The organism is Glutamicibacter sp. 0426, from assembly GCF_001906485.1.
Taxonomy (GTDB): Bacteria; Actinomycetota; Actinomycetes; order Actinomycetales; family Micrococcaceae; genus Glutamicibacter; species Glutamicibacter nicotianae.
In genome coordinates this window covers 1-22,088 of sequence record NZ_MPBI01000005.1, presented here as the reverse complement: position 1 = coordinate 22,088, position 22,088 = coordinate 1, and the positions used below count along the sequence as shown (strand labels likewise).

General features: G+C 49.1%; 13 protein-coding genes. 10 read left to right on the top strand and 3 right to left on the bottom strand.

Annotated elements, in window-relative coordinates:
* Positions 1–246 precede the first annotated feature (246 nt).
* The 10 genes from BKX98_RS12740 (at position 247) to BKX98_RS16870 (ending at position 17,310) form a co-directional block, all read left to right on the top strand.
* On the top strand, positions 247–1,353 hold the full coding sequence (locus BKX98_RS12740; RefSeq protein ID WP_143181120.1) for a polysaccharide pyruvyl transferase family protein: 1,107 nt from the start codon (positions 247–249) through the stop codon (positions 1,351–1,353).
* 17 nt (positions 1,354–1,370) lie between these two features.
* Positions 1,371–2,546, top strand: a complete 1,176-nt coding sequence (locus tag BKX98_RS12735; protein WP_083586879.1) for a polysaccharide pyruvyl transferase family protein — start codon at positions 1,371–1,373, stop codon at positions 2,544–2,546.
* 327 nt (positions 2,547–2,873) lie between these two features.
* A complete protein-coding gene (locus tag BKX98_RS12730; RefSeq protein ID WP_143181119.1) occupies positions 2,874–3,590 on the top strand; it encodes a DUF6270 domain-containing protein in 717 nt (238 codons plus the stop codon).
* A 440-nt stretch (positions 3,591–4,030) separates the two neighbouring features.
* Positions 4,031–6,115, top strand: a complete 2,085-nt coding sequence (locus BKX98_RS12725; protein WP_083586877.1) for a glycosyltransferase — start codon at positions 4,031–4,033, stop codon at positions 6,113–6,115.
* Positions 6,112–8,115, top strand: coding sequence for a glycosyltransferase (locus tag BKX98_RS12720; protein ID WP_073707527.1), 2,004 nt, complete (start codon positions 6,112–6,114; stop codon positions 8,113–8,115). The genes BKX98_RS12725 and BKX98_RS12720 overlap by 4 nt, the downstream gene beginning before the upstream one ends.
* A gap of 346 nt (positions 8,116–8,461) precedes the next feature.
* Positions 8,462–10,573: a glycosyltransferase gene (locus BKX98_RS12715; protein ID WP_073707526.1), complete on the top strand. Its 2,112-nt coding sequence runs from the start codon at positions 8,462–8,464 to the stop codon at positions 10,571–10,573.
* A gap of 12 nt (positions 10,574–10,585) precedes the next feature.
* A complete protein-coding gene (locus BKX98_RS12710; protein ID WP_073707525.1) occupies positions 10,586–12,532 on the top strand; it encodes a glycosyltransferase in 1,947 nt (648 codons plus the stop codon).
* Between the two features lie 33 nt (positions 12,533–12,565).
* Entirely contained in the window at positions 12,566–14,179 is a 1,614-nt protein-coding gene (locus BKX98_RS12705) for a heparinase II/III family protein (protein WP_143181118.1), read from the top strand.
* Positions 14,180–14,192: 13 nt separating this feature from the next.
* Complete coding sequence (locus tag BKX98_RS12700; RefSeq protein WP_073707523.1) at positions 14,193–15,350, top strand: polysaccharide pyruvyl transferase family protein; 1,158 nt, start codon at positions 14,193–14,195, stop codon at positions 15,348–15,350.
* Positions 15,351–15,561: 211 nt separating this feature from the next.
* Entirely contained in the window at positions 15,562–17,310 is a 1,749-nt protein-coding gene (locus BKX98_RS16870) for a hypothetical protein (protein WP_143181117.1), read from the top strand.
* Positions 17,311–17,858: 548 nt separating this feature from the next.
* Here BKX98_RS16870 and istB read toward each other — a convergent pair.
* The 3 genes from istB to BKX98_RS12685 all read right to left on the bottom strand — a co-directional run bounded on the left by istB (position 17,859) and on the right by BKX98_RS12685 (position 21,968).
* A complete protein-coding gene (gene istB / locus BKX98_RS12695) occupies positions 17,859–18,590 on the bottom strand; it encodes an IS21-like element helper ATPase IstB (RefSeq protein ID WP_198934380.1) in 732 nt (243 codons plus the stop codon).
* Positions 18,587–20,068 carry an IS21 family transposase gene (gene istA / locus BKX98_RS12690; RefSeq protein ID WP_083586874.1) on the bottom strand — a complete coding sequence of 494 codons (1,482 nt, stop codon included), beginning with the start codon at positions 20,066–20,068 and terminating at the stop codon, positions 18,587–18,589. Before istA ends, istB begins: the two co-directional genes overlap by 4 nt.
* 196 nt (positions 20,069–20,264) lie before the next feature.
* Entirely contained in the window at positions 20,265–21,968 is a 1,704-nt protein-coding gene (locus BKX98_RS12685; RefSeq protein WP_073707521.1) for an IS1634 family transposase, read from the bottom strand.
* Positions 21,969–22,088: the final 120 nt, after the last annotated feature.

Genomic DNA, 22,088 nt, shown 5'->3' with positions numbered 1-22,088 from the left:
CCAGGACCAACCGCGCCAGAATCTTCAAACGAATACAAGCCGATATTGAATGCTTTGAAGTTGGTAAGTACCAAGTAAAAGAGACTTGAGGACTGACAAGCGCATATAAGCGCGTCATGACTAGTTTGACTGCTGTCAAACACGTAGTCTTGAACGAGACAAGAGTTAGATGCCTGACATGGAACTAGCGAACACGCCACCAAATACTGAGGAGCCTACTTGAAGCCTATTGCTGTCGGAGGAATCGTGACTTCCCTTGAAGACGATTTTCCCTACGCCGATGAAAATGCTGGAAACATGATCCATGGCGTGGCGCCTTACCGAATGTTCCGCGGTGCAGTTGACGTCCGACGCTCCGGTTGGCGTTACCACTATCAAGCTCCGACGGCAATGGAGTTCATCAACAGCCAGTGTTCCCATTACATTTTTTCATGTGCGAACTTCATCCAGTTCAAGAATCATACAGAACGAAAAAAACAGGCGTACGTCTCGCTCATGAACAGTTTGGACGCTTGCAAAGTTCCTTTGGTAATTTTTGGGCTTGGGGCTCAGGCTCCGAAGACCGGCGAAGCGAACCGAGAGGATTTACCGGACGAAGCAATTGAATTTATGAAGTTCCTTGGTGACAAATGTGAGGTCATCAGTGTTCGCGGTGAGTTTACTGCCAAGGTTTTCGCAGATTTCGCCGGTGTTGAGAACACGCAAGTTACAGGCTGCCCGTCATTCTTTCAGCGCCCAGAAGCCTTTACGGAGCTTAAGGAGTATCTTCGTGGGCCCCGACGTGGACAATTATCGTTTAACGCTACGCATTTTAATAAGGCAGAGGAGAAGATTCTCTTAACGCGAGCGATTCAAGAAGATAGCTTTTGGTTGGAAGTCCATTCGAAAGAAATGCACAAATTTGCTACGGACGTCCAGATATCGCCGGAAATCGCTGAGGTACCAGAAACATTTCACTCGTTGTTAGAAGGAACGGAACCGGTTATTCGTCGGCAAACACTAGTTGACTACTTCGCTCGACGATACCGGATCTTCCGCGATGTGAATCCTTGGTATCAATTTAATAAGGAATTCGTGCGCATGAGTTACGGCACTCGATTCCATGGGAATATGGCAGCTTTATTATCTGGTCGACCTGCCCTGTGGCTCACTCACGATTCTCGAACTGCAGAACTAACAAAAACTTTGCACCTTCCGAATATGACAATTCAACAAGCTAGTGAAATGACGACGCCAGAAATGGAGAATTTTGTCGACTATGAGGAGACGTTCGATAACTTGGGGTCAATGTTTGAGAACTTCAACTCATACCTACGAAGCCACTCACTTCAAGAGATTTCTGTAGATTTCTGATATCAGAGGGTATTTCAATGATCGTTTCAGATGGTGTGGCAAGAGTCTTCCACAGAATGCCTGAGATACCGGCACCGTCGGGTAAATTCAGTCTACTGGATAGTTCGTATGACAACGCAGGGAATGCGATCCATGCTGAAGCACCCTTCTCCTTTTGGGAGACCGGAAAGGGAGAGGTGCTAGATGCTCGTCAACTTCGAACTCGTTCTTCAATGGACTTTGATCGTGCCATTCAATTCGCGAATGAAAACGCCTCCCATTATGTACTCTCGGCCGCAAACTTTATACTCTTCGAAGACATGAGTAATCCAAGGAAGCAGTCCTATAAGGACTTGCAAGCTTCGTTGGAAAAGCTTACCGTCCCGCTTGTGGTCCTGGGTATCGGCGTACAAGCACCACGCCGTTGGAATCCCACTGATCATAAGCTTCCGCAGGAAGCAATAGATTTCATGTCCTTCCTTGGGCAAAAATGCGAGGCGATCAGTGTCAGAGGTGAATTTACGTCTAGCGTTTTCCGTGACTATGCCGGTGTGAAAAATACTGTAGTTACCGGTTGCCCTTCCTTCTTCCAAAACCCTCGTGCGTTTTCAGAGTTACGTACTTTTCTTACCAGCAGGAGAAAAGGTAACGTTTCTTATAATATGACAAATTATCGCAAGCCTGCAGAACAGGAACTCATGGCTCGCGCAATTTACTCCGACCATTTTTGGGTTGGTGTAGCAAAGGACGATCTTTATAGATTTGTTGTCGAAGCAAACCATAACTTCGAGTTGGTATCGTTGCCAAAAAACATGCACTTTCTATTTGACAATCCGAAGCATCCTTTATCTAGAGACCAAGTAACTAACTATTTCATTCGCAGATACCGGCGATTTTCAGGTATGGAATCATGGAACGAATTCAACATGGAACAAATTCGTTTTTCTTATGGTACGCGTTTCCACGCAAACATGGCCGCATTGAATTCGGGAAAGCCGGCACTGTGGATAGTACATGATTCACGTACACAGGAAATGGTCGATGCACTAAGTCTCCCTCATGTCACGCTTACCGATGCTATCGAAAACGACCAACGGGACTTAGAACTTTCGCTGAATTACGAAAAAGTATTTGACGGTCTCAGTGAAAAGTATCGTGTCTTCAATAAGTTTTTAAGAATGAACCAATTACCTGAAATCAACTTTTCGTTCTAACAGGGATAAGTAAGTTGTAGAAGATTCCGGAAAGATCTACGGCAATGTTGCGCTTCACGATGAGTATCTATGGTCCAACGACAAATTAGTTCCTTGGATACGTGTAAGGAATTTGCGTGAACGATCTCATGGCTGCTAAGGGGAGGGAAATCATCGAATAATGCCCCGTGATGGTCGGTAATTCTTTCTTTTGCGTGTGGGATCTACGAGACTCTCTAGTCTTACCTGCGCTTTAATTCGATGAAAAATTTTCGCATTTGGACCCATTAGGCTAAACGGAATTTACTAATAGAAATATATTCAGGTATTTAAAAGAAAGGAAAGTTGATGCTTAACGTCACAGTTTATGGATCATGCGTTTCACGAGATCTCGTTGCATTGCAGAAGAAAACAATGAATTGTATAGATTACGTGGCGAGGCAGTCTTTGATCAGCGCAGCTTCTAAAGCTCAGGAACCAATGCTTGATACCGAATTGAGCTCGAAGTTCCAGAATGAAATGTTAGCCGGCGATTTCAGATCTGATGCGTTTCAACGATTGCATACGAACGCTACTGAGAGTGATCTAATTCTAATAGACATCATTGATGATCGGTTCGGTGTGTACCCGTTTGGAGAAAGCTACATCACCCCTTCGGCTGAATTTGCTCAATCGGGAGTTCGGCAAAGTTTGCAATTGGGCACTCATATACCTTTTGGAACCGATGAGCATTTTGAACTTTGGATGCCTGCGGCCCTGGCGATGAAGCAATCGCTCAGTGAAAATATGGCTAAGTGCTTCGTCCTAAGCGCTCCATTCACTGATGCTTCACTTGACGGGACCATTGTTCCGGAAGCACTATTCCGGAATGCTACGGTATGGAACCAGCAGTATGCTCGGTACTACGATCACTTAGGCTCGATCGGATTCAACGTGATCCGTCTTCCTTCCAAAATGGCTGTTTCTACGAAGTACCACCAGTGGGGTGTGGCCCCGTTCCATTATGTCGAAGGTGCTTATGGTTGGTGGTTTGATCGAATAGTGGAGACCATGCCGAAGATGTAGAAGGCGGTTAGCTACTTTTGAAAAGTGGGGATGGAGTAGTTGTAGCTCAGCGCGTATGAGTAATTATTTGCTGAAAGCTGCTCTACACGACGTCGAGTGGAAAACTGTCACTATTATCAGTTATCGAGGAATGCTTGTCGTTGGTACCAGGGCCAGCAGTTGCCTTGAATCGGTATGACTTGCATCAATTTTAAGGGTGACCTCAACTTTCATAAAACTGAGGTTTGAGTCCTTACCAGGCCCACTGCTTCAGGAGCAATCGATCTTTTATGAACAGAAGCCTGAAATTAACTAATTCATAATACTTAAGTCATACGAACTTTCCCGCATGTGATGAAGTAGCATAGTAACGATGGCCACGGTACAGGTACTTCTAACACTGCCGAATATGCGACAAAGCCAGTGATGTGCGCTACCTGCCCCTATCTTCGGAAAGATCAATGACGACGAAAGTACCAATGCAGATTATTAAAGTCCCGACCGACATTTCGGGAGTGAGATTCGGGTACACTATCCCACCTGGTACAAGAAATATTGCTATAGCAATTGCAGCGGAGTGCACAAAGAATCTCGTGGAACGTGGGGCGCTGCTTAAATACACATTCTTTGATGGTTCTGGAAATGTTTGTATCCCTGCGGGGCACTTTTCGCAAAGTACGAAATTGGGGCCGTTCTTCTATCTAACGATTCGGGATCGTGAAGAGCAGCCGATTCAGAAGACGGTTAAATCCTTGGAAGTTCCTCCGGGTGCTTCGCGTGTTGTAGTTTCCGGTGCGGCTTGGAAACCGCAAATGCAAACTATGATCCATGAAATTCATGTTGTTCCACTGGACGACAACGGTTTCTCGGGGGAGACTTCCGAATGCGTTCCCGATTGGATTACTAAGTTTGCTGACCCTGGTCTTAAAAAACCGTGGTTGCAACGGGCTACGAATCGGGCTCAAAGAGAGCCTGGAAATTCCGAGGTTTTCCGTGACTGGTCTATCAGCAAGGAGATCGCTGCTAAGCCTAGGGGTCTGAACTTCATTGCAGACGACTACCAAACTAGTGGTCCGAGGCGTGCAAATAAGGTAAGGGTTGCAATAATTTGTGATGAGTTTACCTACAATAGCTTCTCTCCAGAATTCGAATCTGTGGCTTTATTGCCGGATACTTGGCGTGACCAAATTGAAGAATTTCAGCCAGATATTTTTCTCTGTGAATCGGCTTGGTCCGGGGTCGACAGCAAAGTTCGTCCATGGCGGGGAAAAATCTACGGTTCCATTAAATTCGCCTATGAAAATAGAAGCACCCTTTTTGAGATCCTTAAGTATACTAAGCAGAACTCAATTCCTTCGATTTTCTGGAATAAAGAAGATCCCACTCATTACTCAGATCGAGTGAACGACTTCGTTTCTACGGCATCGCGATTCGACTACGTTTTAACGACGGCAGAGGAAGTCGTTTCTGACTATTGTAAGTTCTTGCCTTCTGACAGAGTTGGCGTTATGCAATTTGCTGCACAACCGCGTACGTTCAACCCTCTAGGTGTCATTGAACGTGAAGAAAGTGCAGTATTTGCTGGCGCTTGGTACAAAATTCATCAAGAGCGCAGCGATTTAATGCATGCCGGATTCAGGTACGTCCTAGATTCTGGAATGGACCTGACGATTCACGATCGAAATTTCGGCAATAAAGGTGATTTAGCATTCCCAGAATCATATGCGGATTATATTCACCGCCCTGTCAATCATCGGGCAACCGCTGCGCTTTATCGTAGACATTCGATTGGGCTGAATTTCAATACAGTCCTTGGATCTAATACGATGTTTGCACGACGTGTTTTCGAATTGGCAGCTTCAGGTGCCACTGTTATATCGAACTATTCCCCTGGAATAGAACGTATTTATGGGGACGCTGTGATCTTCTTCGACCGGACTAACCGAAGATTAGATGATTTTAGTCGTGATGAACGTTCTGCGATGTCGATGCGCGCATTGAATTCGACGTTAGCTGCCCATACTTACCGGCATCGCTTCGAAGAGATACTGAGATTCATTGGTATGCCGTTTACGTCGGTTCGTGAGAATCCTACGATGATTACTCGTGTGGGATCCTTTGACGAAGCTGAGGTAGCTTTGTCTTATTACAAGCGCAGATCTAATATTTTCTCGCGCTTGCTACTAGTGATTTCCTCCGAAGTTCCGACGTCTCAGTCGAGTGCCTACTTGACCAGATATATGTCTAAGAACGTAACTGCGGTAAGCGAATCACTTATGGCCAAGGAGGACGTGCCGGCAAGCAACTTTGTGCAGACTGGGGATCTTATCTGGGTGGACCCAAATCAAGAGCTGTTACGCCAATCTGTCGAAGCAACCTTGCTCCACGGGGAGTACACACATCAACCGATTGCTCTATCCGATCGTAAAGATATCGGGTGGAATGCGGGAATAATTCGTCATGGAATGCGCGTCGCCGCACCTGACGTTGTGAATTCAATTTTGCAGCCGAACATTGTCCGCCCGATCCTGGAGGTTCCTCGATGAGCTTTAATACAAAGAACGCTGGCGCTGACTACGTATTGAGCATCGTCGTACCGATGCATAACGCCGACAATAAACTCGGTGCCTGTGTTGATTCGCTTGAAAAGCTGATTAATTACCCTGCGTTAGTCGAATTATTAGGACAGCGCGAAATTGAAGTTCTCTTCGTAGATGATAAGTCGTCCGACAATACGTATACGACGTTGTCCAAGCTATGCGAGAAGTACGAGAACTGGTCCTTGTATCAAACTGAATCGAATTCGGGTTCCCCATCGACGCCGAGAAATATCGGAATTGATAGGGCTCTGGGTCAGTACATTTTCTTGCTCGACGGTGACGACGAGATCGACGCTAAGGGTATTACTACAGGTCTGGCCCTTGCCCTGAAGCATGATCATGATTTGGTTCGAGGACCAGTTGAAGTTAATTATTGGGGTGAACGACGCACCATTGTAGACAGGCTTAAACTAACTGAGCATATGTCTACTGAGGATATGATTGTCGCTATCGCCTCAGGACAAAGTCTTAACTGTTCAGCTCTCTGGAAGCGTGAGCTGTTGAATCACCATAATTGGCGATTCGACCCTGCGACTCGCATGGGCGAAGACTTGGTCTTCACTTCGGCAGCAATGAATAGTGCATCGTCCATTGGCTATGTGGATCATCCGCTGTTTCACTACATGCGTCAGCCGGGAGGCGGAGATTCCGCGATGCATTATTATTCTGGCCGAGAACTGCGCGAGCTTGTTACGTCTTGGCAAAGAGTTGAAGATTCCTTCACTGGACGCGGACTCAGCTACTTAGCGCTTCATGGAGACCGGACTATCAACTATGCGCTGAGGCTCGTAATTCGATACCTGGATCCAACGAATGTAGACGATGGAGACTTGCGATATTTTGCTGAATTTTTCGCGAGGCATAAGGTTGCACTTCGAGAGATCACCTTCACGGACCCTCACGTCAAGGACCTAGTTTCCGTACTAGGCAAAGCCGACATCAAAGCAATTACCGAGGAAATTAAACCTCGATTATTGATTGCTGGGCACGATCTGAAGTTCATGAAACCGTCGATTCCGCTGCTTCGAAAAAAGTATCAAGTTCAAATCGATGAGTGGCCGACCGAAGTTCTTCACACGGAATCCCATAGTCAAAAGTGGTTGGAGTGGGCAGACTTCATATGGGTTGAGTGGCTGACCGCAGCTTCCGTTTGGTATTCGGAACGAGTTAAACCGACTCAAACGCTTGTAGTTCGCATGCACCGGTACGAATTGGGGCGCAGTTACGGTGATCAGATTAAACGTGAAGCAGTTTCAGCGTTCGTAACTATTGCACCTCATTGCATGGAGGACTTGATCGAACGTTTCGAATTCGATCGTGGGAAAGTTCGCTTTATACCAAACTTCTATTTCACGGATTCGTATAAGCAGGCGGACTCGAGCGAGGCCAATCGTGTCTTCCAACTTGCAATTATTGGAGCTGTTCCCCAGCGGAAAGGCTATCTGAAAGCTCTTCAAGTGCTAGCAAAACTCAGGGAAACTGACAAGAGATACTCGCTGACTGTTATGGGTAAAAGCTACAAGGAGCTCTCGTGGGTAGCAGGTGACCCCTTGGAACAGGCGTACTTCGCAGCTTGCGACAGCTTCATTGAAAACAACGACTTGACCGACAGTGTTCACAATCTTGGATGGGTGAATACTTACGAGTCCGTCCATGAGTATGGATTTGTACTGTCAACGAGTGAGCATGAAGGGTCACATGTCGGCCCAGGCGAAGCATTCTGTGCTGGCAATCAAGGCGTTTTCCTTCCGTGGCGTGGAGTTGAATATGTCTATCCAGAAACTTCAGTTTTCGAAGACACGGAAGCAATGGCCGAGTACATACTTCGTATGCGAAACCTAGAAGATTTCAACCGTGTTGCTAAAGCTGGGCAAGATTACATGCGCAGCAACTATGACATCAGTCTCTTCGTTGACCGGGTGGACACATTGTTCCGAAGCGTCTAACAATAATTGAAGCTAAATCAAAGTGGGCCCCGAACAGTCGCGCGGGGCCCACTCTAGACTTTCGCAATAAACATCATCTGCAAGAAGCGATATTAATCAGCGGGGTTGCTAGGTAAATTGAAGTTTCTCCGTCGCCATGCCCACTGATCCGAGATATTTGAAAGTTACATCTAATTTAAAACTTCGAAAAGTTTTGCTGAGCGTACGTTGAATAGAGCAGTAGTGTTAAGAGTATCTGGCCCGGTTCAGACTCGCCTTCGGCACGCACAAGTTTTTCCACTAGGGTGATAGACGGTAATATTTAGACGTCTGAAATGTTCGCGCTGTGCAGAGAGAAGGCGTTGGTTTGCCTAAACGTGTCGATAAATCCACATTACTACTCGCCGCTAGAGGGCTGTTAGACATCATCCTTGCCTTGGCTTTGGGGATCACGGTGTGGCTACTGGCTGCCAGTCTCCTAGTAGGAATAATTGCAGGAGTTGTGGCAGCTGGGTTCTTGCTTGCGCGTACGTTGCTGTCGCAACGTGACGGAAAGATTGACGCCAAGTTCCGTGCTGACACTCGCGACCAGATGAAACGTATTCGAGTAGACATCTCGAAGCAGCCTTCTGGAACTAACACCATGGCAGCGAAGGCTGTCGAAGATCAGTTGAAGAGCATGGAAAAGAAGGTGCTAGCGTCGCAGAAGTCCATTGCGCACGGAATAAACGCGTTGTCATCGAATACTGTAGTTGGGGGAGCCGCGGCCGGCAGTCCCGCCAAGGCTGTAGTTCTTCCTAATCATGATGAAACTGACGAACCGAAGGCGGTTCTCGCTGCCAGTATTACTAAACGTGCAAAGCGCCCTGCGCCTATTGAAAACCAGGCTTCTGCCTATTCCCCGATCACAGGCAAGGAACGAGTGCAGTGGGTGTTGTCCAAGGAAGGCCGCGATACCTGGCGCGCAGACGATGCAGATCAGGCATACCGTGGATCTAGCCTTCCTTATAGCCACCAGATTCCTGTAGCCATGATTGCCGATGATTTTACCTACGGCAGCTTCCAGCCGGAGTTCAAGACCTTGCGTCTGAAGCCTAAAACTTGGCGTGAGCAGATGGACGCTCATAAGCCTCAGCTCTTTATCTGCGAATCAGCCTGGCAAGGCGGCTCGCCACAGGAACACCCTTGGCAGGGCAAGATTTATACTTCGATTAAGTTCAAGAAGGAAAATCGCAAGGAACTGATCGAGATTCTCGACTACTGCCACGAAAAGGGCATCCCTACCGTTTTCTGGAACAAAGAAGACCCTGTCCACTTCTCTGACCGTATCAATGACTTCATTCGTACTTCCGCACTCTTCGATTATGTATTCACTACTGCCGTCGAATGTGTAGATCTATACATCCGCGACGTTGGCGTTCCGTATGCGGATGTCCTTCCATTTGCGGTTCAGCCAAAATTGTTCAACCCAGTTGGTTCCTACGGTGCCGGCAATAGCGTCAACTTTGCTGGTACCTGGTATGGACGTTACCCAAAGCGTGCCAAGGCTGCATCGAAGATTATTGACAACGTTCTGTCTTCGGAGAACGAGATGGTCATTTATGACCGCATGTATTCTTCACCGGACAAGGCCTACGCCTACCCTGAGCGTTACAAGCAGTACACACGCCCGGCAATTTCCTACGCTGAGACTGCAGATACTTACCGACAGTCGAAATACGGAATTACCCTCAACACCGTAGCGGACTCGGACACCATGTTTGCGCGTCGCGTATTCGAACTCGCAGCTTGTGGCGCTGTGGTGCTGTCGAACACTGCCCAAGGTGTTCAGCATTTCTTTGGTGACAGTGTCTACTACGCTGACCGCGACGATTTTGACATCAAAAACATCACCGAAGCCGAGTACTTGGCCCATCAGCGTGCAAGCATGCATATTGCTTTCCAGAACACCTACCGTCATCGTGCGGAACAGATTCTCAGCGCGGTTGGCATTGCTCATGCAACTTATTTCGACAAGGTACAGTTGGTCGCTCGTGTTGACGACGAAGCTGGCGCTGAACGAGCACGAGCTTACTTCGAGAAGAACCGCGAGAAGTTTGTCGGTCTTTTGATTGTGCTTAAAGACAGCGCAGACCAGACTCTGGCGATGGAATTGACGCGACGCTACCCAAGTAGCATTCGCGTGATCCGTCAGCTAGAGATCGATGAGCGTACTTTGCGCTCACGTAACGTGCTCAAGTCCCGCAAGGCGTTCATCATCGATATGGATGAGAAGGCTCATCTAGAAGGCGACGACTTGGCCTACTTGCTAGATGTCGGAAGTTCGATGAATGAGCCACTAGCAGTGACTCAGACCCCAGAGAAGAATCGTTTCCGGTATACACGCCAGTCACGTCCGAACAATGTGTTGGTCAACGCCAATGAAGTGTTCCCGGTACTGGCAGGACGCACTAACGAGCCGTCCATCTTCCTGATCTAGAAGGACTACCACATGATTAGCATCGTAATCCCTACGTACAATTCGATCGCGAAGATGGACCTGACCCTAGAGTCACTTCGAGCGATTCCGGAGAAGGTTCCACACGAAGTGATCTTCGTTGACGATCAATCGAAAGACGACACTTTTGATCGACTTTCGGCGGCATGTGAAGAGAACGAAAATTGGAAGATTTTTAGACTTCCCGAGAACTCGGGCTCAGCGGCTAAGCCACGTAACTATGGTTTGGAACAAGCGACCGGCGAATTCCTCTTCTTCCTTGACTCCGATGACATTCTGATACCCTTGGGTCTCGAAAACGCGTACTTACACGCAATCAAGTTTGAGAGCGACGCTGTACGAAACAGCTTGGAAGTTGTTGCTCCAGACGGTAGTAGTCGGATGTCGGATCGAATCCCAGGGTGGGACAAGATCAAGGATACGAGCTCACGACTACGTGCCATTGCCAAGTTCCAAAGCTTGACCTGTTCCTTCCTCATGCGCCGTGAGGTTGTTATGGACAACGACATACGGTTCATGGAAACGCGTCGTATCGGTGAGGACATCACGTTCAGTTCCGAGGTCCTGGTTAAGTGTGAACGCGTTGCATATCGTGACGTCCCTATCCGTAAGTACGTCAAGAACGATGATGACGAAGCGTCGGTTACTCAAAAACTGAATTCATCCAACTTCAAGGACTTCATTGAGGCTTGGGCTGACGTGGATGAGATTCTTGGCGCTAGCGGTGTTTCCTTCATCAAGGAACACGGACACGCAGCTATGGACTATGCGCTTCGTCAGTTCATCTGGTTCAAGACTGAAGATCTTAGCCGAGAGGTTTTCGATTTCTTCAGCCAATTCTGTAATACGCACTGGAACTACATTTCAACGTTCAAGTTCAGTCGCCGATTGAACGAGTTGGTATTGGCCGCACGAGACGACAACTACGAACAGTTTGTTGACGCCTGCAAGATTCGACTCGTACTTGCCGGACATGACCTGAAGTTCATGAACGATATTCTTCCGGAACTGCAGAAGCGGTACAACGTACGCACAGATAAGTGGACCGGGCACACGACTCATGATGAAGCCCAGAGCCGCGAACTTTTGGAATGGACAGATTACGTCTGGGTGGAATGGCTCCTTGGTGCAGCCGTTTGGTACTCAAAGAACGTCCAGTCGCGTCACCGTTTAGTTATTCGTGCCCATCGAAGCGAAATGACAGTAGACTACGGACTAGAGCTTGAGCTGTCCAAGGTCGCGAAAATTATCGCTATTGCGCCGCACTCGCTCAATGACTTCAGCGACCGTTTTGATATCCCTTATGAAAAGTTTGAGCTCATTCCTAATGCGTTCGACGTTGAGGGTTACAAAACAGACCCAGACGATGCAGATGCCCGCCGTTTCCAGCTGGCAATGATCGGAACCGTTCCAGCTTTGAAGGGTTTCCACAGAGCCATTGAACTGCTTGCCAAACTCAGAGCTGTTGATGAGCGCTACGAGCTGAGCGTCTACGGGAAAAAATACTCGGAGTACGGCTGGGTCATGAATTCAGAATCAGCCCGTAAGTACTACGCGATGTGTGACTCCCGCATTGAAGAGCTGGGCCTGGAAAATGCCATCCATTACCAAGGCTGGGTCAATACTAAAGAAGCGCTCCGCAACGTTGGTTATGCCTTGTCGCTTAGCGACTTTGAAGGCATGCAAGTTGCACCAGGCGAAGCATTCTGCGCCGGGGGACAAGGGCTATTTCTGCCGTGGCGTGGCGTGGAATCCTGCTATCCAAGTGAGTTCATTTTTGACTCAATTGAACTCATGGCCGAGTATATTTTGGCAATGCAGGATGATCGTACTTCGTTCGAACGTGCGTCGAACTATGGTCGGGAATTTATGCTTGAGCGCTATGATACTAAGATAGTCACTAGCCGTGTGGCAGATTTGTTGGATCACGTTCGTGCGTAGAGCCACGAATATCTTGAAGTAGGGAAATCGTAAGTGGAATTTGTGCCGTCAGATAATGACCGTCAACTTTTAGCAGCGTATGCAGGTCAATTTTCTGACGGCACGCCCCGTGGCTGGGAATTTAAAGAACTACCCGAGGGCTGGGAAATAACGTTGCCTAACAATGCCAAGCTGTTGACTTCAGAGCTCGTTAAGCCAGCGATATGGGCTGAAGTTCCTGCCAAAGACGCTAATACAACGACTCTCTGGCGCAACTCCTTGGCCTATTTGCCACGTATCCTCCAAATCCAGAGTGGAACTCTAGAAGTTCTCTTGGCAGAAAAAATCGTAAATTCATTTCTTGACTGGATTGAATCAGTCGCAGCGGATGATATTGGCAAACTTAAGTCAGGTAGCCAAGACCATCAAAGCGCATTGCGGTTACGTACGTTGCTTTGGATTCTGTCATTTCTTTTCCGCCAAGATCGAGAAGAGGAATTTAACCGATTCTTGACCCTGTACGTACGCTTATTATCCGTCGAGAACCGATTGCTAGATGAGCTGAGTCTTTTCCAGCCAAATAACCACGGAATTATGCTCGGCATCGCACACTTGCACGCGGAGACTCTACTTTCTGGCTTGGTATCGGAGGGCGCGAACGCCCACGAGTGGGTCAAGCGTTTGTATTCGACTCTGGGAGAAATCATAGACGAAGACGGTATAGCGTCGGAAAACACGCCAATCTACCAGGTCTTCTACGTGATGCTACTGGAAGATATTGTGTCGTTTGTTAAATGGGCCGGAAAGTTTTCGGGTCAAGCAAGAATGTTCGAACTATTGTTGCGAGCAGCGCAAATCGGCGTACGTAAGCAGCTTCTACCAAATGGTGCAGTTCCTCCGCTAGGAGACAGCCCGGGGGGCATACAATACCGGTTTAAGCCAATGTTAGGTAGCCTCTGGTCTCCCAATAATGGGCTTGCTGTGATAAGCCGTGACGAAGAGTACCTGTCTTTCGTAGCTGGCTTCAGGAGTGTAATTCATAAACAGCTTGATGACCTGAGCATTGCCTGGTGGCGCGGCGGCGACTTCATATTCCGTGATGCCGGACTTCTTAGCTATGACCAGAATGACCCAATTGCTGTAGCTATGCGCGGACCAAAGGGCCACTCATTGCCTACCTACACACAGCTCGACTCTTGGACTACCAAAAATTCGATTTCCTACGGCAGGAATACGAGTAGATTGCGTGGAAACTTACTATCACGTGAACAGTCGGAAAACGAACTGAGTTTTCTAGCAGAACTATCATTTGACGGGACTCCAATTATACGTCGCCGTGTTCGTCGAATCGGCACAGAAGTTCTCAAAATACGTGACACCTTCACATCCGTCCGCTTCGGAAACCCGATAGTTCGGTTCTTACTCGACCCGTCGATTCAAGTAACAGGTCAGACGAATAATACGATTGTGCTGGAGCGGCCTGGCTTCAGGTGTGTCGCGAAATTTGAATCGACTAAACCTGAATTCGCCCCACGTCTTCAAGTCGGAGAGTCCAATATTGCTTTGGAACATCATAAGCTGGCGAAAACAAAAGAATTGCTAATTACAATACCTGGTTCGCCTGAGTCTGCAGATGTAATCTCAACTTTTGAACGAACTAATTCTTAGGAGTGTCATAAATATGATTGGTGTCACCGGAATCCTTAATAGTCTACCCGCTACTTTTCCGCTGGAGACTCATGAAAATTCTGGAAATATGATCCACGGAGACGCGCCTTTTCAGTTATTTGATGATGCGTATCTTGCTATCAATCGTGATTGGCCAGGTTATAAGCCTGGAGACCGTTTCAAAGATTTCGTAAACGAAAAGTGCACGCATGTTATTATTACATGCGCAAACGTTTTTCGAGCGAATGATTTCGGAGAAAATATTCGAAAGAGATACGTTAAGCTCGTTGAAATGCTAAATGGTTATGAGAAACCGATTATATTATTCGGATTGGGAGTTCAGGCAAAGGAACAGGACCTATCCAAAGTAAAATTCCCGCCCGAAGCAATTGTAGCGATGAGAGCTATCGCTGAAAAGGCTACCGCTGTAAGTGTACGTGGCGAGTTTACTCTTTCAGTCCTGAAGCAATTTGGTGGTGTGGAAAATGCCTATGTTACCGGCTGTCCAAGTTTCTTTAGCTATCCAGATGCTTTTTCGAAGCTTAAAAAGAATATTGAGCTTCTTCGGGCTAACGAATTTCCACGTATTGCATTTAGCGGGACACACCATGCAGCGGAATCGGAACAATTATTGTTGCTGAATACTATCCGTAACAATGGTTTCTTTATTGAACCGCAAGATAGGGCGAATTACAGGTATCTAAAAGATATCTTAGAAAATCCCGAAACTGCTGTCGCCCCAGCTCATTTCCAGCGGCTGCTTTCAGGCCCATCGCCAAAGCTGCAACGCGAAGAATTCTGTAATTACCTTTCTCGGAGACTTAGGTTGTTCCGCGATCTCAAGCCATGGAAGGAATTCAACGGAGAGTTTGTTGATTACACCTTTGGTACTCGTTTCCATGTGAATATGGCAAGTATGCTTGAAGGAGTACCTGCCTTATGGATTACGCATGATTCTAGAACACGTGAACTGGCAGATGCGCTTCATTTACCGTCGATGGATGTAGAACAAGCCGGCGTTCTCAGCATAAGTGAACTTATCAATGCAACGGACTATGAACCGCTATTCTCTAACCTTGACAGGCTCTTTGAACGTTTTAACCAGTTCTTGGACGCAGCAACTCTTCCGAGAGTTCGTGTTCCTGAATTAAAGATCGCAGTTAAGCAGTAACTATTATTTGTTTAAGTGCTAGAATAAAGAAACGAACTAGCATTATTCAATTAGGCTACAATGATATGTAGAATATTCTGTCATTATTCCAAGAGCTATACTGCTAGATTCAATAAATTATAATCGTGATCAAGTTTTTGAAAGTGATACATCCGATCGAGTGAATCTAAGTAGTATTATCCGCTCACCATAACCATCAGACTAAGAGTAGGTGTCGGTTTTGACCGGTTTTTCTGTCACGCTAACTGAAGGTAAAATCAGTTTTGAAAGCGATCTTGCATTATCTGGATTTCAAGTCGAGCGTTACGAGGTCTTGGGATTCCATGGTGTTGGTATTCTCAATCGGACTTTAGTTTGCAACCAGACAGAGGCGCAGACGGCGATCGCATCAATCACAGATTCTCCTGCGCAAATTGGCCAATCGTTGAGGGGTTCTGTCGCCGTTTTGATTCGGGATTTATGGCACAACCATATCCATCTTTTGGCCGATCCCTTTGGTGGCTGTATGGTTCAACATTTCGAATCTAATGGGATAGATATTTACGCTTCCGATCTTGAGACGTTGAAAAGAACCGTAGCTCTACACGGACTCAAGCTTGAAAAGAATTTGGCTTACATCATGAGTGTCAGTCTAATTGGGAATGGAGGGTTGACTGAATCTCCATTTAAAAACGTTAGAGTGTTAGAACAATTCAGCTTTGTTTCGTTTGATAATACTAGGTTTAAAGAATGTAAATATCCTCAATTTAACGAACTAACAAGCCCTGATGTGCCTATCGAAGAAGCCATAGATCAGTTTCTGGAAGACGTCAGCATAAACATTAATGCGGCCAGTCGTTACCAGAGTCGGCGAAAAATTTCACAACTTACAGGCGGTATTGACTCGCGAATGGTGCTGGCTGGGCTGGTTGGCGCAGGCAAAGCACAAGAGTTTTCATATTTTGTTGGTGGGGCTGAGGATTCATTAGACGTCATGACCGCCAGGAATGTCTGTGCAACCCTAGATCTTATTATGACGAGATATGATGGCGTGGATCGAGCCATTCGACCAGCAGGTATCGACGAACTTACTTGGTCTCTACATGAAACAAACGGCGTTCTCCAAGGTCCAGCGGACCCTGGCCTGGCTAGTAACGAGAATCTAATTCTCAGCGGCGGTTATGGCGAATTCCTGCGGTCCTTCTACGCTAAAGGACGCCACCCAGAATTGTCTTCGCCATTTTCGACTTTTGTTGGGACATTCGGAAATTATGGCATCGGGGATTCTGACACGCGCGGGTTTTGGAATCGAAGTTTTGTCGAGGAGACGGGTAGTCGTCTTCAGGGGCTTATTGCTAATTTTGCAGACTTTGGCATTAATGGGGCTGCACAACTTGACTACCTTTACGTTGCCACGAGGAACAGATATTACGTTGGCGAGATTAGTAGATCGATGAGTCGTTTTACAAATAGATTTGATCCTCTGTATTCTCCAGCGCTGGTTGTTATTATGAATCATTCTTCCATGGCAGACAGGGACTCTGGAGAACTACAGCTCGAAATCCTTCACCGTATGGCCCCAACACTTTTATCTATTCCATTCGACACTCCTCGATTCAGCAAAGATTTCGCCACACGTTTTCGGATCGAGATGCAGCCAACTAGAACTGGACACGCTCCAAGGTTTGACGGACGAAGTAACAGAATTCCTTTGCGGCCTACTGGCGTTCTACCCTTACCGGATAGCGGTCTGCTCAAGAGTCAGGCTTTAAAGGTTAATATGCCTTACCACGCGCTTAAGGAAGCGCAATATGCAAAAGACTTGATTTCTCGAGAATTGGTTAATGGGCTGGACGACGAGTTTCGTCAATACTTTAACATGGATGAGTTACAGGGCTATTTGAAATCTCCAGTTAAATGGCGTCCTCAGATTCGCTTGCTTCGGCGTTTAGGGTCGAATATTGCTTGGTTTACATCCTAGTCAAGAACTTCTCATAGATGTTTTGAAGCTTCTTTCGTCCGTGTGCCGAATGTGACCCGTATACATTTTCAATCTTTCGAGATGGCATCGAGAACCTCTGATTAGTGGGCGTGGAATACGGCAACTGGTTTCTCTAGCTTGCTCGGCCGTGCCGAATAGAGTTTGTTGGTACTGCGTGCCTGGCTAATAGGGGCTCACAAAAGTTAAGCGTGGTGCAGGATGCTCAGCACGGCCGTAGCCCCTGATGAATAGGGTTAGTCGGTACCTCGTCCCCCTGTTTCGTGCCAAGGTTAGTGACCCCTTCTCAAAACTGTGTTTCGTCAAGTTTTAGTAGGCCATTAAAGCGCTTAAAAGTAGGCCACTTCGGCTCAAAAGTAAGCCATTTCAGCACGGACTGAACCCTGCACCGACCTGAATACTCAAATACACAGGTCAATGCAGGATTCAACACTGAACGTTCCAGGACGACGACGGAAATTCAGCACTGAGCAAGCCTGCCTGCTGGACTTCAGGACACCTGCTGGCGCGACGCCATGGCGCCACCGCACTCATCTCATCAACGCGTTCTTCACTCGGTAGGACTGGCCCCGGAACTGCAGCAAACGCCCGTGGTGCACCAGCCGGTCGATGACCGCCGCCGCCATGTTCTCGTCACCGAACACCATGCCCCAACGTTTGAACTTGAGATTCGTCGTCACCACCAAACTGCGCTTCTCATACCCATCGGCAATCACCTGGAACAGCAGCCGGGCACCCTCATCATCAATCGGCAGGTACCCGAATTCGTCAATGATCAGCAACTCGTTCTTGGCAACCGAAGCCAGTTCCTTATCCAGGCGACCTTCGGCTTTGGCGCGGCGCAGCTGCATCACCAACCCCGCTGTGGTGAAGAACCGGGCCGAGATGCCCCGACGGCAGGCTGCGACGGCCAGTGCCGTGGCCAAATGTGTTTTGCCGGTCCCGACGTCACCGAACAGAATCAAGTCCTGGGCATGTTCGAGGAAATCCAAATCAGTGAGCTGCTCCCGCCCGTAATCTGCCCGGAAAGTAATCGCTGTGAAGTCGTACCCATCCAACGTCTTCAATGCTGGAAGCTTGGCTGCACGCAGCAACCGTGCCCGCCGTGCGTCAGTACGCGAGCGCTGCTCGGCGATCAACAGATCGTAAAGGAACTGCCGCTGCTTCGGGGTGCCCTTACGCGCGTATTCCTCCATCACCGTGCTCGTCAACGACGCCGCGCGGCCGGCCCGGAGCAAGTCCTCGATCTTGATCTCGCTCATGCGGCCGGGCTGCCTTCCACCGTGGTCTGCTGCTGCCCGGGAACCGTGAACAGCCGGTCATAAACTTCTAAGTCCACGATGCCCGATTCGAACTGGCTGCCTTGGGAAATCCGGCGGGCCAGCATGCCTAGCGACGGGTTGGACGGATCAGCACCGTCCACGACCAGCTGCTCGGCAGCATCCAGTGCAGTAAGGAACCCGGCTGCCTGCGATGCCTCGTCCAACGCGGTGAAGAACTGCCGCCGGTCCGCCGTATCGGCAGTATCGATCCAATCCTTGAGCGGGTCAGCGAACTGGGCGCGGATCGGCGAATTCGACCACGCGCCAGGCTTGCGCGCCAACGCCCCCAGCACCACAGACGGTTCGCTGATCGTCTCCGGGTGGTATCCGAAGACCCGCGGGAAAGACCGGATTATCTTGCCCTGTTCATCAAGCAATTCAATCGTTTCGTGCCGCAATCCAACACTCACCTGGCGGGTCGCGAATGATGGGCCGGCTGCGTAAGTGTTCTGGGCGACTTGCACGTGCCCATACTTATTGGCTTTGCGCACCTCATACTGCACCGGGTCGAACTGGACCGACGGCAACGCCAGCAGCGCTTCCTGATCCTGGGCAAACAACACCTGGCTGGATTCCCGCTTTTTCCAATGAGGCTTCGAAGCGAACTTCGCAGCGCGAACCGCCAAGAGCTCATTGAGCTGCTCCACAGAGGTCGCTGCAGGGATGGGCACCATGATGTTGCGGCGCAAGAACCCCACCGCGTTCTCCACGTTGCCTTTCTCATGGCCCGACTCAGGATTGCAAAACCTGGACTGGGAACGGTAATGGTTCTTGAACGCCTCGAACAGCTTCGTCTCGGTGATTCTCTTGCGTACCCGCCGCCCCACACCAGTGGCGTTATCGAAGATCATCAGCGTCGGCGCGCCGCCAACCTCATCGAAGATGCTGCGCAGGCCATGGCATACGCATTCAGCGGTTTCCCCGCGGTAAGCGCGTACGAAACGCATGTTCGAAAACGGGAAGGTCACCACCAGCATGTGCAGGGTCTGCCGGTGTCCTGCAATCAGCGCATCTGCTTGGCCGAAGTCAACCTGAACGCTGCCAGGGGGCCATTGGAGCTCCAGGAACCCGTCGCTGGCGCTTTGCTGGTCAGCACGGTATTTCTTCACGAACCGCTGCACCGGCGAATACGTGCCCTCATAGCCTTCCTCCTCGGTGAGTCGGTCGAAGATCCGCTGGGCGGTATGGCGCTGCTTGCGCGGTGCGTTGCGGTCCTCATCGAGCCACGCGATGATGATCGATTCGAATCCGTGGATCACCGAGCCCGTCCGCGAAGTTGCTGAGGGCGGCTTGGGCGAATAGTCATCAATTTTCAAGTACTTGGCCACGGTGCTGCGTGAAAGCCCGACTTGCCGGGCGATTTCCCGGCCGGAAACTCCCTGGGAGTCTAATTTCCTGATACGTTCTTGAACGGACATGGGTACCGTCACTTCTCTTTCGTTTCCTTTCCAACACCCGTTGATTGTCTGCAAACATCATGTGGTGGGTGTTGGAAGGAATTTATCGTGAAGCAAGACGGGCCCATGTCTCTTTTGCGTTCAGCAAAGTAAAGTGCCGTCTTCGTCCAGGATCTGGCCTGCTGCTGGCTGTGGAGGTTGTGGGTGCGTCTTGGCTTCAGGTGGTGATCATCAGCGGCCTGGAACCATTGGGGCTCACTGGCCTGTTTTTCATGCTGACGTGGCCTGAATCAGGCCGCTGAAATGGCCTACTTCTTGTGCTGAAGTGGCCTACTTTTATCTGATCACACACAAAAACACCAATCACCTCAGCGAAGTCATCTGGAACCAGCGCGTCAAAAGCAATCTCATCCCCGTTGATCAACACACTAGAACCGCGTAACCCCTTCAAATCAGTAATCAACCGCTTCAACGGCAACCCAGACAGTTCCTGCAAATGCCGGCCAATGGCCAACGCAGCAAAGACCACGGTCAAATGAGCATCAATTGAATCCTTTTCCCGGTGGAAGATCGGCCTAGCCCGCAAATCTGACTTCGTCATCCTGAACGACGCTTCCACTTGCCACAAATCGTGATAAGCACTAATCACCTGCGTAGCAGGCACCGATTCGACCGGCAGGTTCGTGACGTAGCCCTTGAGCCCAGCCAGCATCCTGGCACGCTCGATGATCTTCTCGTCCAGCTCTTTCTCAGCCCAGCTCACTTTCAGGAACCGCACCTTCTTCATCGGTGCTTTCCCTTCAGCGACCGCCAGGGCTTTACGTTCCATGAGGTTGATATTCCTGTTATCCCTGGCGAACCGTTTCGCTGACCACTGGTAAACAATGCGCCGTTCCCGCGCGTTCTTCCCCGTACCCATCACCCTGGTGGATTCAAGGAGCTGACCGTTGGTGAACCTGTTGCCCTTGGTATCGAAATGCTCCTGCAAATCATAGGGTGCCTTGGTCAGTCGGGATCCGACGATAAATTTGAATCCTGCATCCTCGATCGCATTCAGATTATTCGCCGACAGCATCCCGGCGTCCGCGACCACAACCAGGTCGGTGATGCCGTGCCGTTTTTGAAATGCTTCTAGAACGGGGATGATCGTGGTGGTTTCTGCCTTGTTCCCTTCGAACATATGCAGCTCCAAAGGGAACCCTGCCGGGTCAACAAGGAGCCCGGCCTGGATTTGTTGGTCGACGCGGCGTTCTTTGCTCATTCCGACTTTGCGGAGTTTATCTTCGTCTTTCGCCTCAAAATGAAGGGTGGTCACGTCATACATCACCAAAGACGCTAAGCCGACGGTGGCTGATCGGTAAGTGACCATGGCCTTGGCCAGCTGGTCGCGGTAGTCCTGTTCGATGCAGGTTCCTAGGCTGCGGAACAAGGTCCGCAACGAAGGGTGAGGCGCATCGATGTCTTTCAGAACGCGGATGGTGTCTGCTTTGGACGTCGGTTCAATAATTCTGGCGAGAACCATGGCTTTGAAGGCTGTGTAATCCAAGACGTTGAATCCCAGCCGGTCGTAGGCGGCTTCGAGAATTTCCCAGAGGATCGTGGCTGGGGAGGCAATCACCTTGCCAGTCGCGCTAATGCTTCTGGACTGGTTTGCAACGGTTTGCTGAATGGATTCCGGGTCTCGCCAATCCGCGACATCGCTGGTTTTCACCGGGGTCTGCTCGATATCGCCGAAGTCGAAGATCTGCTGTCCCGGACGTAATTGATCTTCTGCTTTGGACAAGAGGACAGCGAGTTCAGTATCCGTGTGTGCTGAACCAATGTGTTCAATGCCAGTCACGATACGTCCGGTGCGGTTCACGATTTGCACCGCGACCGCACCTGACTTGGTGCGGACCTTCCGGATGAATCTCAAGGCCATGGTTCTACCCTACGGTGCGCAGGTGAATTAGTGACCCTGGTTGGGTCCCCGGAAAGTAGTCCAGTGACTATGCGAGTACTCGTGTCCGACAATGGACACAGGAGGAATCACAGAAACAAT

What these genes read in the sequence shown, in the direction of transcription:
- BKX98_RS12735 (WP_083586879.1), top strand. Translation starts at nt 1,371, where the DNA reads ATGATCGTTTCAGATGGTGTGGCAAGAGTCTTCCACAGAATGCCTGAG.
- BKX98_RS12730 (WP_143181119.1), top strand. Translation starts at nt 2,874, where the DNA reads ATGCTTAACGTCACAGTTTATGGATCATGCGTTTCACGAGATCTCGTT.
- BKX98_RS12725 (WP_083586877.1), top strand. Translation starts at nt 4,031, where the DNA reads ATGACGACGAAAGTACCAATGCAGATTATTAAAGTCCCGACCGACATT.
- BKX98_RS12720 (WP_073707527.1), top strand. Translation starts at nt 6,112, where the DNA reads ATGAGCTTTAATACAAAGAACGCTGGCGCTGACTACGTATTGAGCATC.
- BKX98_RS12710 (WP_073707525.1), top strand. Translation starts at nt 10,586, where the DNA reads ATGATTAGCATCGTAATCCCTACGTACAATTCGATCGCGAAGATGGAC.
- BKX98_RS12700 (WP_073707523.1), top strand. Translation starts at nt 14,193, where the DNA reads ATGATTGGTGTCACCGGAATCCTTAATAGTCTACCCGCTACTTTTCCG.
- istB (WP_198934380.1), bottom strand. Translation starts at nt 18,590, where the DNA reads ATGAGCGAGATCAAGATCGAGGACTTGCTCCGGGCCGGCCGCGCGGCG.
- istA (WP_083586874.1), bottom strand. Translation starts at nt 20,068, where the DNA reads ATGTCCGTTCAAGAACGTATCAGGAAATTAGACTCCCAGGGAGTTTCC.
- BKX98_RS12685 (WP_073707521.1), bottom strand. Translation starts at nt 21,968, where the DNA reads ATGGCCTTGAGATTCATCCGGAAGGTCCGCACCAAGTCAGGTGCGGTC.